Consider the following 14,312-nt stretch of genomic DNA (forward strand, 5'->3'; position numbering starts at 1 on the left):
CCTGCCTTTTTCACTCTTCAGTACATATGCAGCGCCTTGGCGCCCAGGCCCAGCAGGGCAAACGTGGTGGTGGCCTGGATGCCCATGAACCACAGGAAGTGGGTGTGCATGTGCTTGCGGATATCGCCCAGTTCCGTGCGCAGGGCGTGGCAGTCGCCGCGCAGGTCGCCGCGAAACTGCGTCAGGTCGGCGCGCAGCAGCTGCGATTCGTCGCGCAATTCCATACGCACCTTGTCCAGGCCTTCGCCAAGATGCTGTTCCAGGGTCTTGAACCATAGCCGGTCATGCTCCCGGTCCGTTTCCAGTTTTGTCAGCCGCGCTTCCATCCGGTCAGCATTGTTCGCGCTTTGCTGTTTGTCAAGCAGGTCCGTGGCATAGGCTTCGTTCATCTCGCCCTCCTTCGCGCGGGCCGCGCTGCACCAGCGCAGGCGGCTTCACTCCACTGTCCGCCTTTTCTGCTGGCGCAGTTTGCGCTGGATCAAACGTCAGGAAGCTGGTACAAAGCGCAGCCGGATGCCTGCCGTGACGACAGCGAGCAAGTCGTCGATATGCGCGTTCATTTCCGGGTGCGGCGTCCACGGGTCGCCCGCATCCATGACGATGCGCAGCGACACGAGGCCGTGCAGCGACTGCCAGAAGATTTGCGTCATCGTGTGCAGCGCCGGCTCGTCCTGGCGCACCTGGCCCGCCTGCGCCAGTTCGCCGAACAGGTGCAGCGCATAGGCGTACGGGTCCTGCTCGATATTGCCGTGTTCCACCAGGGCCGCATCGATTTCCGCATGCGGACGCAACTCCATGAAGATCAGCGAATACTCGTCGGGATGCTGGAAGCCGTACTCGATGTAGGCGCGGCCGACCAGGCCGATGCGCTGCCAAGGGTCATCGCTGCTGGCGCACGCCGTGCGCATGGTGCGCACCAGTTCCAGCAAGTCCTTGTCCATGGCCTGGGCGATCAGCGTGGCCTTGTCGCGGAACAGGGCATACACGACGGTGGTGGAAAAGCCGGCCGCCTCGGCTACCTTGCGGATGGAGACGGCGCGCGCGCCGCCCTTCTTGATGAGGTCTTTGACGACGTCGATGATGTGTTCGCGCCGCGCCTGCGCTTCGCGTAACTTTCTTTCTTGAATATTGGTCAGCTTCTTGTCCACGACTCTTTCCTGGCGACTCTATGAAAGCAAGAATTATAGGGGGGCGATGCGTTGCCAATGTGTCTGGCATTGTTACAATTCAGTTTTTTGTCCGGTGGATGCGACAGTGGACCGATTTTTCGCGCTTTTGACCCCCGCTTTTCCATCGATGCCCCGGATTGGTGCATAAATCGCCGGGCCAGGCTTTGCGAACGGGGCCAAAGGGCGGAAAATAGCGGGAGAGCTTACACTGCGTTTAGCGCAACGGCCGCCGCCCGCGAGGCGACGCCGGAACACTTACATTTGGACGGGATCATTACATGACCATTAAAATCAGCCAGAACTTCGACTCGGGCGCCATCGACGTGGTGAGCGCGGCCAGCGCCGGTGCCATCGACCTGAACTTGCGCAAGGATAGCCACGCCGACATCCACCAGTGGTTCCACTTCCGCCTGCAGGGCGCGCGTGGCCAGGCATGCATGATGCGTTTCCTGAACGCGGGCCAGGCCACCTATCCCGCCGGCTATGAAGACTACCAGGCCGTGGCCAGCTACGACAGCGAAAACTGGTTCCGCGTGCCAACGACGTTCGACGGCCAGGTCATGACGATCTCGCACACGCCGGAACTCGACAGCGTGTACTACGCCTATTTCGAGCCATATTCGTGGGAACGCCATCTGCGCCTGCTGGGCGAAGTGGCCGAGCATCCGCTGGCGCGCGTCTCCGACCTGGGCAGCACGGTCGACGGCCGCGACATGAACATGGTCACCATCGGCAACCCGCAGGCGGAAAAGAAAATCTGGGTCATCGCGCGCCAGCATCCGGGTGAATCGATGGCCGAATGGTTCGTCGAAGGCCTCATCGACGCGCTGCTGGACGACGCCAACCCGATCGCGCGCAAACTGCTGCAGCGCGCCGTGTTCCACATCGTGCCGAACATGAACCCGGACGGCTCCATCCGCGGCAACCTGCGCACGAATGCGGCAGGCGCCAACCTGAACCGCGAATGGATGACGCCATCGCTGGCGTCCAGCCCGGAAGTGCTGTGCGTGAAAAACAAGATCCACGAAACGGGCGTCGACATGTTCTTCGACATCCACGGCGACGAAGCGCTGCCGTACAACTTTGTGGCCGGCAACGAAATGCTGGAAAACTTCACGCCGGCGCAAGCGGCGCACCAGAAAGCCTTCATCGAGCGCTACAAGCAGGCCAGCCCCGACTTCCAGGACAAGTTCGGCTATGCGGCCAGCAAGTACAAGTCGGACATGCTGACCCTGGCGTCGAAATACATCGGCCACCACTTCGGCTGCCTGGCACTGACGCTGGAAATGCCGTTCAAGGAAAATGCCGACTTGCCGGATCCGGCCGTGGGCTGGAACGGCGCGCGCAGCGCGGCCCTGGGCGCGGCCATGCTGCAGCCTATCCTGCTGTCGCTCGATTGAGCGGCGTTGATCATGGGCGTCGAGATCGAGCGTAAATTTCTGCTGCAAGGCGATGCCTGGCGCGGCCTGGGGCAGGCGGTGCTGCTGCGCCAGGGCTATCTGTCGTCCGCGCGCGAGCGCGTGGTGCGCGTGCGCATCGAGGGCGAACAGGCGATGCTGACCATCAAGGGCGCCAACGTGGGCGCGACGCGCGGCGAGTGGGAGTATCCGATTCCGCTGGCCGACGCCGTCGAACTGCTCGACGGCCTGTGCGAACAGCCGCTGATCGAAAAATACCGCCACCGCATCGAACACGCGGGCATGGTGTGGGAAGTCGACGAGTTCCTCGGCGCCAATGCGGGCCTGGTGGTGGCCGAGATCGAGCTGGCCTCGGAAGACCAGCCCTTCGAGAAGCCGGAATGGATAGGCGCGGAAGTATCGGGCGATGCGCGTTACTACAACGCCAACCTGATCCGCCACCCGTTCTCGCAGTGGTGATGAGGCGATAAACGCGGCTTGCAATGCAAAAAGGCGGAACCGAAGTTCCGCCTTTTTTATGCGCCAACGCTGTTGTCGGATTACGCCGTTCCGGCTAATCCGACCTACGGCCTGCCTTTCAACCATTGCATCGACACCTCTTCAAACCGTAGCGAGCAAGCCCGATATCGGGTTGAGTAACGCAGCTGTACTAAAGGTACAGCGAGTAACGCCGACCCGAGAGCGGGCTGCGCAGTAGGTTTGAAGAGTGTGTCATCAGATCAATGGAAATGCTCGGTACCCTGCGGCGTATCTTCCGGCATTTCCGCATGCGCCAGCTCGCCGGCCGGGTCGGCGAACAGGGGCGCGCCGCAATCGTCGCAGTATTCGCCGACAAAACGTTCCGCGTGGCGCTTGATCTGCGTCACGCCGGCGGCGTTCAGGTGTTCGATGATTTCATCGACGGGCGTCTTTTGCTTGTCCAGCGCGGCGATGCCGACCTGGATCAGGCCTTCGATCGGCGTGCCATCCTCGTCTTCCTGGCCGTACAAGGGCCAGACGATGCCGTAGATGACGTCCGGCGCCTGGCGCAGGGTGAAGGCGATGCGGTACTCGTCGACCTGGCCGTCGGCCGCTTCCTCGCCGAATCCCGCGATCACGGCGCGCAATTCCGACGGCTCGATGGCCAGCGTGTGCGTCAGGTAGTGCACGGCCGCGCGCACGGAGACGGGGCGTATCAGCTTGTCCGCTTCGCGGCAAGCCACGTAGTAGGCTTCCGGCAGCAGCAATTCCAGGCCGCAGCCAGGCAGCAGGCGGGCGATGGTCGGCGTGGCCTGCGCGCGCCATTGTTCCAGCGCGGCGCTGCGCTCGGCGATGAAGTCGAGCTGGCTGGCCGGCGTCTGCCAGCGGAACAGCGGCGCGCCGGCGGGCGCCACCACGGCCACCAGCAGGTAGCGCGTGTCGGCCAGGAACGGTGCCGTTTCCGCCTCTTTGCTCGATGGCTTGACGGCCGTGCCTTTCAGGGCGGCCAGCGCCAGCTTCTGCGTCTTGGCATAGGTTTCGACGTGGCTGCGCGGCAACTGGTCGATCGAATACAGGGTCGGCGCCATGGCCATCTTCGTGCCGTCGGCCAGCAGGTGGGCGGCGAAATGCGCGGACAGCACGCCGTGCGCGTCGCCGGCCATGGGGCCGGAAGCGATGGAAAAGCGCGTCCACGCGAGGATGGGCACGGCCACCAGCAGGGCGTCGTAGCGCACGTCTTCATGCGTGATGACGGTCGATTCGCTGACGGCTTCAACGCAGTCCATCAGCACGTCGTAGGCGTTCAAGTCTTCCTTGAACAGGCTGCCCAGGGTATTGTCGATGGTGTCCTGGTGGCCGGTTTTGAGTAATTTCTGGAGCTGCGTATCCAGGCTGTGTTCCCAGGACCGCTCTTCGAGACGGCTGGCTGCCTGTACGATCGCCTGGGCAAAGGTGACCAGGCGCTGGCTGTCGGCAGTCAGTTTATGGGATGAATCTTTGGAAGGACGACGCATAGCGGGATAAGAGTCTCGGAAAGTGAAAAAAATGGATCAGTCAAACAATGATAAACCCTTATAACCGTATTGTAGAGGATTCAGCCGCACGCAATACGTAAGCTGTCCTTAGATCATGCCAATAGTCGAAATTTCAAGGAAAAATGGGCGCTGCGGACGAAAAAAAAGCGCCGGTCGGAACCGGCGCTTTTATCTTGCCTCACAGCTGGGCTGATTACTCGGCCAGCAGTTGACGCAGCACGAATGGCAGGATACCGCCATGCTTGTAGTAATCGACTTCGATCGGCGTATCGATGCGCAGCAGGACTTTGACTTCCTGGCTGCTGCCGTCGGCGCGGTGGATCACCAGGGTAGCCAGTTGTTGTGGCTTGATTTCGCCTTCGAGGCCTTTCAGATCGAAGGTTTCATTGCCGGTGATGCCCAGCGTCTGCACGCTGTCGTCGCCGATGAATTGCAGCGGCAGCACGCCCATGCCCACCAGGTTCGAGCGGTGGATGCGCTCGAACGAACGGGTGATCACGGCTTTCACGCCCAGCAGCTGGGTGCCCTTGGCTGCCCAGTCGCGCGACGAGCCCGTACCGTACTCTTCGCCGCCGAAGACCATGGTTGGCGTGCCTTCAGCAACATATTTCATCGCTGCGTCGTAGATCGACATCTGTTCGCCGGAAGGCTGGTGGATCGTGATGCCGCCTTCGACCGCCGAACCGTCCGCTTTGGCAGGGATCATGCGGTTCTTGATACGCACGTTGGCGAACGTGCCGCGCATCATGATTTCATGGTTGCCGCGACGCGAGCCGTAGGAATTGAAGTCCGCTTTCAGGACGCCGTTTTCCTTCAGCCACTTGCCTGCAGGACCGTTTTCCTGGATCGAGCCGGCTGGCGAGATGTGGTCGGTGGTGATGGAATCGCCGAACACGCCCAGTGCGCGCGCGCCTTCGATGCCGGTGGCCACTGCCGCTGGCGTCATCGAGAAGTTGTCGAAGAACGGTGGTTCCGCGATGTAGGTCGATTTCGGCCAGTTGTAGACTTGACCCGACACGGTGGTGACTTTCTCCCACAGCTTGCCTGGCGCGCCCTTGACGTCGGCGTAGTTGTCCTTGAATACCTTGGCATTCATGGCGAACTTCATCATGGCCGACACTTCAGCCGAGGTCGGCCAGATGTCGCCGAGGTAGACGTCCTTGCCGCCCTTGCCCTTGCCGACAGGTTCCGTCATCAGGTCGCGCGTCATGTTGCCGGCGATGGCGTAGGCGACGACCAGCGGTGGCGAAGCGAGGAAGTTCGAGCGGATGTTCGGGTGAATGCGCGCTTCGAAGTTGCGGTTGCCCGACAGCACGGCCGACGCGACGATGTCGTGCGTGGCAATCGCTGCGTTCAGCTCAGGCGTCAGGTCGCCCGCATTGCCGATACAGGTGGTGCAGCCGTAGGCGGTCACGCCGAAGCCCAGTTTTTCCAGGTACGGCAGCAGGCCGGCAGCGGTCAGGTACTCGGTGACGACGCGCGAGCCGGGAGCCAGCGAGGTCTTGATGTGCGGAGCGACCTTCAGGCCAGCTTCCACGGCTTTCTTGGCCAGCAGGCCTGCAGCCAGCATCACGCTCGGGTTCGAGGTGTTGGTGCACGAGGTGATCGCGGCGATCAGCACGTCGCCGTTCGACACTTTCACGCCGTTCGTCGTTTCGTACACGGCAGCCAGGTCGGCAGGATTCTTGTTGAAGCCGTTTTCGGTCGTCGGCTTGGCGAACAGCTCGGCGAAGTTGGCCTTGACGTTGCCGATTTCGATACGGTCTTGCGGGCGTTTCGGGCCGGCCAGCGACGGAGCGACCGATGCCAGGTCCAGTTCCACCACGCGGGTGTAGTCGATGTCGCCCGCTTTTGGCACGCCGAACAGGTTTTGCGCCTTGAAGTAGCCTTCGAACGCGGCGATTTCAGCCTTGCTGCGGCCGGTGCCCTTGAAATAATCGATGGTCGCTTCGTCGACCGGGAAGAAGCCCATGGTCGCGCCGTATTCCGGTGCCATGTTGGCGATCGTCGCGCGGTCCGTCAGGGTCAGCGATTCGGTGCCTTCGCCGAAGAATTCGACGAACTTGCCGACGACTTTCTCTTTGCGCAGCAGTTCGGTAATCGTCAGTACCAGGTCGGTGGCGGTGCAGCCTTCGCGCAGCGCGCCCGACAGGTTCACGCCGATGACGTCAGGCGTCAGGAAGTAGACCGGCTGGCCCAGCATGCCGGCTTCCGCCTCGATGCCGCCCACGCCCCAGCCGACCACGCCGATGCCGTTGATCATGGTGGTGTGCGAGTCGGTGCCGACCAGGGTGTCAGGGTAGTACACATCGCCGGCTTTCTTGCCTGCGTGGTGCACGCCGCGCGCCAGGTATTCCAGGTTGACCTGGTGGACGATGCCGAAGCCCGGCGGCACGACGCCGAAGGTGTCGAATGCCTGCATGCCCCATTTCATGAACTGGTAACGCTCGTTGTTACGCGAGAATTCCAGCTTCATGTTCAGGTCCAGCGCTTTCTTTTCGCGGTAGTGATCGATGGTCACCGAGTGGTCGACCACCAGGTCGACCGGTACCAGCGGTTCGATCTTCTTGGCGTTGATGCCCATCTTGGCGGCCACGTTGCGCATCGCGGCCAGGTCGGCCAGCAATGGTACGCCGGTGAAGTCTTGCAGCACGACGCGCGCCACTACGAACGGGATCTCGTCGGTGCGCTCGGCGGTCGGGCCCCAGCTCGCCAATTGCTTGACGTGTTCTTCGGTGACTTTTTTGCCGTCGCAGTTGCGCAATACCGATTCGAGCACGATGCGAATCGACACTGGCAGGCGGGAGACATTGATGCCCAGGCTTTTTTCCAGCGCAGGCAGGGAGTACAGCTTGCCCTTCTTGCTATCCGAAATATTAAAGTCCTTGAGCGTGTTCAGAGTGTTGCGGGACATGACCTCTCCTTGTTGGGTATCGTCTTATTGATTATTCAAATTACAAAACATGACTGAGCCCCCGAAGAGGCCCTTGCTACGCACATCAGCCGCCGGTCGCCGGCAGCACGCCCAGCGATGGCGCGGCTTCCACCACTGCCGCCGGCTTGGCTTGCTCCGCATCCTTGCATTCATTGGCCAGCTGGCGGCCCTGCTTGGAATCGAGCAGCATGCCTTTGGCCGGGATACCGATCCAGACGAGACCATACAAACGGTTCTCGAAGCGGTTGGCGCCGGTGGTGGTGCCCACGCGGCTCAGGCGGTGCAGGCGCTTCTTCCAGCGCAGGGCGATGTGTTTGTCGTCAGTAGCATTGGTGTAGATGGTAATTTTATTACCAAGTTCACAATTGAAATCGGTGGAAGCGGAGCCCGCGGTGTCCGGCTCGTCGGATTCTTCCTTGTCGGCGACCGACATGGCCAGCGGATGGGCTTCCTTGGCGGCGGGTTTCGCCTTGGTGGTCTTGGCCTTGGCCTTTGGCTTGGCCTTGACTGCCTTGGGATTTGCCTCTGCCGTGGCAGCGAAGCTGGCCGGCGCCAGCGTGAGGGTCATGGCGCCCAGCGCGACGCTGCAGGCAATTGCTAATTTGGAGAGGGACATCGTGTAATTCCTGTCAGTTTTCAGTGGTGCTGGAAGAGGGGGCGTTGAGTAATGCAGCGGCCGCCTCGGGCAGGCCGAGGCCCGCCAGTTTGGCGCGTTGCAAAACGGTCCAATAATATCGGTAGCTGGCGCGGTCGTGCAAGCGGCCATTTTGCGCAATCGGTCCCCAGTTGGCGCGCAGCGCTTCATTGAGGATGTTGCTGGCCTCGTTGACTTCGGACAGGCGCGGCGTGAAGGCCTTGATGATGGGCTTGATCTGGTCCGGATGGATGCTCCACATGCGCGTGTAGCCGAACTCGGCTGTTGCGCGCTGGGCGTCATTGGCCACCACGGCCGAATCGCGCACATCGGTCGTCACATTGTGCGACGGCACCTTGCCGTGCGCATGGCAGGCGGCGGCCACTTCGAGCTTGGCGCGCACCACCAGCGGGTGCGTGAACTGGCCCGGCGTGCGCATGGCGGCGGCGGGAATGGCGCCGTAGTGGGCCGAGACGAAATCCATGATGCCGAAGGACAGGCATTCGACCTGGGGCAGGGCGGCGATCGCATAGGCGTCGCGGAGCGCGCCATGCGTTTCGATCAGGATATGCACGGGCAGGTTGTCGCGGCCGGCGCGGCGCGCGTGCAGGTTGATCAGGTCGATGGCCAGCATGGCGTCCTGCACGCCGGCCACCTTGGGCACGGCGATGTAGGCCAGGCGCGATGCGGCCGTGCAGATGATTTCCACGTCGCGCGCGAAAAACGGGCTGTCGACGTCGTGCACGCGCACGCCGATGCGGTTGAACTGGTTGTCGTCGCTGGCCAGCAGGCCGGCGATCATCAGGGCGTGGGATTCTTCATTGCCGGCGCTGGCGCCGTCTTCGCAGTCGAACGTGATGTCGAACAGGGGGCCAAGCTCTTGTTGCAAAGCAATCGATTTACGCATCAGCTTTTCAGAGCCGGCGTAGTGGTCGCAAGCGGCGAGCAACAGCGGCTGGCGTTTGCCTTGGAATAAAACCTCGGAAGGGTGCATGCTTAAGGCATTTCTGCAGGTAAAAACTACTTGAGAAAACAGCCGCGCCGCGAATCTCGCGGAGCGGCCTTCTTGGCGGGCGGCGCTCTGGCCGCGCCGCCAATACTGGCTTTATGCCAGCAGGTGTTTCACGCCTTCGCGCTCTTCGGTCAGTTCTTTCAGGGTCAGGTTGATGCGCTCTTGCGAGAATGCATCGATTTCCAGACCTTGAACGATGGTGTACTCGCCATTCTCGGTGGTGACCGGGAAGCCGAACACGGTACCTTCAGGAATGCCGTACGAACCATCGGAAGGCACGCCCATGGTGGTCCACTTGCCGTTCGTGCCCAGCATCCAGTCATGGATGTGGTCGATGGCGGCGTTCGCTGCCGACGCTGCCGACGACAGGCCGCGCGCTTCGATGATGGCCGCGCCGCGCTTGCCGACGGTTGGCAGGAACACGTTGGCGTTCCATTCCTGGTCGTTGATCAGGTCCTTGACAGCCTTGCCGTTCACGGTGGCGAAGCGGTAGTCGGCGTACATCGTTGGCGAGTGGTTGCCCCAGACGGTCAGCTTTTCGATGTCTTTCACGGCCGTGCCGGTTTTGGCAGCGACTTGCGACAGCGCGCGGTTGTGGTCCAGGCGCAGCATGGCGGTGAAGTTTTTCGCCGGCAGCGATGGCGCCGATTTCATGGCGATGTAGGCGTTGGTGTTGGCCGGGTTGCCGACCACCAGCACTTTGACATTGCGCGAAGCGACGGCGTCGAGCGCCTTGCCTTGCACCGTGAAGATCTGGGCGTTCGCTTCCAGCAGGTCCTTGCGTTCCATGCCTGGGCCGCGTGGGCGCGCGCCAACCAGTACGGCCACGTCGACATCCTTGAAGGCGGTCAGCGGATCGGAGTGGGCGGTCATTTCCGTCAGCAGCGGGAAGGCGCAGTCGTCGATTTCCATCATCACGCCCTTGAGCGCCTTCTGGGCTTTTTCGTCCGGGATTTCAAGCAGTTGCAAGATGACAGGCTGGTCTTTGCCGAGCATGTCGCCATTGGCGATGCGGAACAACAGGGCGTAGCCGATCTGGCCGGCGGCGCCGGTCACTGCAACACGCATTGGGGTTTTAGCCATGATGAATCTCCAAAAATGGGAAAGAAAACGGGCTTGAAGCTGGGCTTACGCTTATCCGGAAAAACTATAATGATACCAAAACCGGCCCGCGCCACCGAATTGCTGGTGTACGCCGCCGTCACGCTTGTGCTGCACGAGGCCAGAGTGGCTGGCCGACAACATAAAACGCTGGCTCACAAGTTTTATCGAAGGCAGTTTAGGCCTCCGATCTGTATCTGTCAATCATATCTTATGTCTTATATAAGACAGATAACTGCATGTGTTTTACTGGACGCGGGCAGTGATTTGTGTTGAAATGTCGGACTATGAATTCCGCCTCGTCCAATCTGACCAACAATGCCACTGCTGCAAGCGGGGCGGTCAGTCCGACCGCGGGCACCCCGGCCACACCCGTTGCCGCCGCAGCCAGCACCGCCGCCCCCGCTGGCGCCAGCGTGAATACCACTGCCGCGCCTGCCGCGAATGCCTCGCCCACCTTCAGTCCCCTGTACCAGCAGATCAAGGCGCTCATCACGCAAAGCCTGCAATCGGGCGAATGGAAGCCGGGCGAGCTCATTCCCAGCGAAGTCGAGCTGGCAGGGCGCTTCAAGGTCAGCCAGGGCACGGTGCGCAAGGCCATCGATGAACTGGCCGCCGAGAACCTCGTCATGCGCCGCCAGGGCAAGGGCACCTTTGTTTCCACCCACCATGAGGCGCGCGCGCATTTCCGCTTCCTGCGCCTGGTGCCGGACGAAGGCGTGCCGCATTACCCCGAAAGCAAATTCATCGAAGTCAAGCGCGTGCGCGCGCCCGCCGACGTGGCGCGCCTGATGGACCTGAAGTCCGGCGACGCCGTCATCTTCATCAAGCGCGTGCAGTATTTCGACGGCGTGCCGACCATCGTCGAGGAGCTGTGGCTGCCGGGCCTGATCTTCAAGGGCCTGACGGCCGAGCGCCTGGTGGAATACAAGGGCCCCATGTACGGCCTGTTCGAAACGGAATTCGGCACGCGCATGATACGCGCGTCCGAGCAGATCCGCGCCGTGTGCGCCGACGCGGGCGCCGCGCAACTGTTGAATATCGACCTCGGCACACCCTTGCTCAGTTCCGAGCGCGTGTCGTTTACCTACGGCGACAAGCCCGTCGAACTGCGCCGGGGCTTGTACCTGACCAGTCGCCACCATTATCAGAATGAACTCAGCTGAAGCGGCGGGGCACCCGCGGGTGTCCGCACAAGCGGCAAGGCTGAAGTGCATCGCTTGCAAGATGCCTGCCGCAAGGCGGGCAACGGAGACAACGGAAAGCGCAGCGACAGCATGGCCCGCCCCGGCGGGCCGTGTTTTGCCGGCGATTCTGTAATTAAATTACGTGAACTACGGAAAGTAGCGCGGTATTTTGTAGTAAAAAACCATTTTGGTTATATGTAACAATAGATATTGGTATGGGTTGCGAAAATCGGCGAAAATCGCGGCTTCAATATTTAGTTGAAATTCAAAGGGGAGGTTTTTGTTATGTCTGAAGCCGTAAGAGAAGTACCAAAAAAAGAACGGCCGCAATTCCGTAACATTCATGTTACCGAATTGTCGAACTATCGCATGGCTGTCGGCGCCATCGTCTCGATCCTGCATCGCATCAGCGGTTTCATCATTTTCGCTTTGCTGCCATGCATCTTGTACATGCTGGAACTGAGCCTGCGTTCCGAAATGTCCTACGCCTACTTCCAGGGCATCGCCTCGCACTGGTTCGTCAAGCTGATCACCCTGGGTCTGGTCTGGGCCTTCCTGCACCACTTCTGCGCCGGTATCCGTCACCTGTTCATGGATGTGCACGTTGCCATCGAAAAAGACTCGGCCCGCAAGACCGCGTCGTCCGTGCTGGTCGTGAGCCTGGTGTTGACGGCCTTGGTCGCTTTGAAACTGTTTGGAGTATTTTAAACATGGCAGACAATAATATCGGACCGAAACGCCTCGTCGTCGGTGCCCATTACGGCTTGCGCGACTGGCTGGCGCAACGCGTCACCGCCATCGTCATGGTGGCTTATGTGGCCATCCTGCTTATTTCTTTCCTGACCGGCAGCAACTTCAGCTATGAAGGCTGGGCCGGTCTGTTCGCACAGCAGTGGTTTAAATTGTTCAGCCTGGTGACCTTCGTCGCCCTGTTCTACCACGCATGGGTCGGCGTACGCGACATCTGGATGGACTACGTGAAAAGCGCTGGCCTCCGTCTGACCCTGCAAATTGCCACCATGCTGTGGTTGATCGCTTGTGCCGGCTGGACGGTACAGATACTCTGGAGTGTGTAATCGTGGCAGCATATAAATCTGCAATCCCTACCCGCCGCTTTGATGCGGTCATCGTTGGCGCCGGCGGTTCCGGCATGCGCGCGTCGTTGCAGCTGGCTGAAGCCGGCCTGAACGTCGCAGTTCTGTCGAAAGTCTTCCCGACCCGCTCGCACACCGTGGCAGCGCAGGGCGGTATCGGCGCGTCGCTCGGCAACATGGCCGAAGACAACTGGTTCTGGCACATGTTCGACACCGTCAAGGGCGGCGACTATCTGGGCGACCAGGATGCCATCGAATTCATGTGCCGCGAAGCACCGAAGGTCGTGTACGAACTGGAACACTTCGGCATGCCGTTCGACCGCAACCCTGACGGCACCATCTATCAGCGTCCGTTCGGCGGCCACACGGCCCACTTCGGTGAAAAGCCGGTGCAGCGCGCTTGCGCGGCAGCCGACCGTACCGGTCACGCCCTGTTGCACACGCTGTACCAGCGCAACGTGCGCGCCCGTACGCACTTCTTCGTCGAATGGATGGCGCTCGACCTGATCCGTGACGCCGAAGGCGACGTGATCGGTGTTGTTGCGCTGGAAATGGAAACCGGCGAATGCATGATCCTGGAAGCAAAGACGACGGTCATGGCAACGGGCGGCGCAGGCCGTATCTTCGCCGCGTCGACCAACGCCTTCATCAACACGGGCGACGGCATGGGCATGGCGGCACGCGCCGGCCTGCCGCTGCAGGACATGGAATTCTGGCAGTTCCACCCGACCGGCGTGGCCGGCGCGGGCGTATTGATCACCGAAGGCGTGCGCGGCGAAGGCGGCATCCTGATCAATAGCGAAGGCGAACGCTTCATGGAGCGCTATGCGCCGACCCTGAAGGATCTGGCGCCGCGCGACTTCGTCTCGCGTTCGATGGACCAGGAAATCAAGGAAGGCCGCGGCTGCGGTCCGAACAAGGACCACGTGATGCTGGACCTGCGCCATATCGGCGCCGACACCATCGCCAAGCGCCTGCCGTCGATCCTGGAAATCGGCCACAAGTTCGCTAACGTCGACGCCACCAAGGAACCGATCCCTGTCGTGCCGACGATTCACTACCAGATGGGCGGCATCCCGACGAACATCCACGGCCAGGTCGTCACCCCGACCGGTCCGGACAATTCGGCGAAAGTCGTCAACGGCCTGTACGCGATCGGCGAATGCGCCTGCGTCTCCGTGCACGGCGCCAACCGCCTGGGCACGAACTCGCTGCTCGACCTGGTGGTCTTCGGCCGCGCGGCCGGCAACCACATCGTCAACAGCGGCCTGAAAGCCAAGGAAAACAAGCCTTTGCCAGCCGATGCTGCCGATTTTGCCATGGGCCGCCTGGCGCGCCTGGAAAACTCGACCGGCACGGAAACCGTGCAGGGCGTGGCGAACGACATCCGCGCAACGATGCAGAAGTACTGCGGCGTGTTCCGTACCGACGAGATGCTGAACAAGGGCGTCGAAGAAATCATGAAGCTCGACGAGCGCCGCAAGCACGTCTCCTTCAAGGATAAATCGATGGTCTTCAACACGGCCCGCGTGGAAGCGCTGGAGCTGGACAACCTGATCGAAACGGCGAAAGCGACCATCGTTTCGGCAGCGGCCCGCAAGGAATCGCGCGGCGCGCACGCTCAGGACGACCATCCGCAACGCGACGACGAGAACTGGATGAAGCATACTCTGTGGTATTCGGAAGGCAACCGACTGGAATACAAGCCAGTCGTGACCAAGCCGCTGACGGTTGATACCTTCAAACCGAAACCACGTACTTTCTAAGG

The 14,312-nt window shown here is 61.3% G+C and carries 13 protein-coding genes; 6 read left to right on the forward strand and 7 right to left on the reverse strand.

Annotated features, from left to right (window positions below; all coding sequences use genetic code 11):
- Positions 1 to 17: 17 nt before the first annotated feature.
- Both ACQ4WQ_RS03285 and ACQ4WQ_RS03290 read right to left on the reverse strand, forming a co-directional pair.
- Positions 18 to 389 carry a hypothetical protein gene (locus ACQ4WQ_RS03285; protein WP_436494656.1) on the reverse strand — a complete coding sequence of 124 codons (372 nt, stop codon included), beginning with the start codon at positions 387 to 389 and terminating at the stop codon, positions 18 to 20.
- A gap of 96 nt (positions 390 to 485) precedes the next feature.
- Positions 486 to 1,148 (reverse strand): TetR/AcrR family transcriptional regulator, encoded by a 663-nt coding sequence (locus ACQ4WQ_RS03290; RefSeq protein WP_436494658.1) that lies wholly within the window; start codon positions 1,146 to 1,148, stop codon positions 486 to 488.
- A gap of 299 nt (positions 1,149 to 1,447) precedes the next feature.
- Between ACQ4WQ_RS03290 and ACQ4WQ_RS03295 the strand changes: the two genes are divergently transcribed.
- The gene (locus tag ACQ4WQ_RS03295) at positions 1,448 to 2,569 is read left to right on the forward strand and encodes a M14 family metallopeptidase (protein WP_436494660.1); all 1,122 of its coding nucleotides are present in this window, start codon (positions 1,448 to 1,450) and stop codon (positions 2,567 to 2,569) included.
- A 12-nt stretch (positions 2,570 to 2,581) separates the two neighbouring features.
- Positions 2,582 to 3,046 carry a CYTH domain-containing protein gene (locus ACQ4WQ_RS03300; protein WP_436494662.1) on the forward strand — a complete coding sequence of 155 codons (465 nt, stop codon included), beginning with the start codon at positions 2,582 to 2,584 and terminating at the stop codon, positions 3,044 to 3,046.
- A 260-nt stretch (positions 3,047 to 3,306) separates the two neighbouring features.
- Here ACQ4WQ_RS03300 and ACQ4WQ_RS03305 read toward each other — a convergent pair whose 3' ends face one another.
- The 5 genes from ACQ4WQ_RS03305 to ACQ4WQ_RS03325 form a co-directional block, all read right to left on the reverse strand.
- A complete protein-coding gene (locus tag ACQ4WQ_RS03305; protein ID WP_436494664.1) occupies positions 3,307 to 4,560 on the reverse strand; it encodes a DUF2863 family protein in 1,254 nt (417 codons plus the stop codon).
- Positions 4,561 to 4,774: 214 nt separating this feature from the next.
- Positions 4,775 to 7,495 carry an aconitate hydratase AcnA gene (acnA, locus tag ACQ4WQ_RS03310; protein WP_121670133.1) on the reverse strand — a complete coding sequence of 907 codons (2,721 nt, stop codon included), beginning with the start codon at positions 7,493 to 7,495 and terminating at the stop codon, positions 4,775 to 4,777.
- Between the two features lie 85 nt (positions 7,496 to 7,580).
- The gene (locus ACQ4WQ_RS03315; protein ID WP_326458835.1) at positions 7,581 to 8,132 is read right to left on the reverse strand and encodes a hypothetical protein; all 552 of its coding nucleotides are present in this window, start codon (positions 8,130 to 8,132) and stop codon (positions 7,581 to 7,583) included.
- 13 nt (positions 8,133 to 8,145) lie between these two features.
- Positions 8,146 to 9,144, reverse strand: a complete 999-nt coding sequence (locus ACQ4WQ_RS03320) for an HpcH/HpaI aldolase/citrate lyase family protein (protein WP_326458836.1) — start codon at positions 9,142 to 9,144, stop codon at positions 8,146 to 8,148.
- A 111-nt stretch (positions 9,145 to 9,255) separates the two neighbouring features.
- Positions 9,256 to 10,245 (reverse strand): malate dehydrogenase, encoded by a 990-nt coding sequence (locus tag ACQ4WQ_RS03325; RefSeq protein WP_290600768.1) that lies wholly within the window; start codon positions 10,243 to 10,245, stop codon positions 9,256 to 9,258.
- A gap of 305 nt (positions 10,246 to 10,550) precedes the next feature.
- Between ACQ4WQ_RS03325 and ACQ4WQ_RS03330 the strand changes: the two genes are divergently transcribed.
- The 4 genes from ACQ4WQ_RS03330 to sdhA all read left to right on the forward strand — a co-directional run bounded on the left by ACQ4WQ_RS03330 (position 10,551) and on the right by sdhA (position 14,310).
- On the forward strand, positions 10,551 to 11,429 hold the full coding sequence (locus ACQ4WQ_RS03330) for a GntR family transcriptional regulator (protein WP_436494667.1): 879 nt from the start codon (positions 10,551 to 10,553) through the stop codon (positions 11,427 to 11,429).
- Between the two features lie 306 nt (positions 11,430 to 11,735).
- Complete coding sequence (gene sdhC / locus ACQ4WQ_RS03335; protein WP_034752080.1) at positions 11,736 to 12,158, forward strand: succinate dehydrogenase, cytochrome b556 subunit; 423 nt, start codon at positions 11,736 to 11,738, stop codon at positions 12,156 to 12,158.
- A gap of 2 nt (positions 12,159 to 12,160) precedes the next feature.
- Positions 12,161 to 12,526, forward strand: coding sequence for a succinate dehydrogenase, hydrophobic membrane anchor protein (gene sdhD, locus ACQ4WQ_RS03340; RefSeq protein WP_034752078.1), 366 nt, complete (start codon positions 12,161 to 12,163; stop codon positions 12,524 to 12,526).
- Positions 12,527 to 12,528: 2 nt separating this feature from the next.
- Entirely contained in the window at positions 12,529 to 14,310 is a 1,782-nt protein-coding gene (gene sdhA, locus ACQ4WQ_RS03345) for a succinate dehydrogenase flavoprotein subunit (protein ID WP_070219191.1), read from the forward strand.
- The last annotated feature ends 2 nt before the right edge of the window (positions 14,311 to 14,312 follow it).

The sequence above is a fragment of the Janthinobacterium goodfellowi genome, from assembly GCF_051380695.1.
Lineage (GTDB): Bacteria > Pseudomonadota > Gammaproteobacteria > Burkholderiales > Burkholderiaceae_D > Janthinobacterium.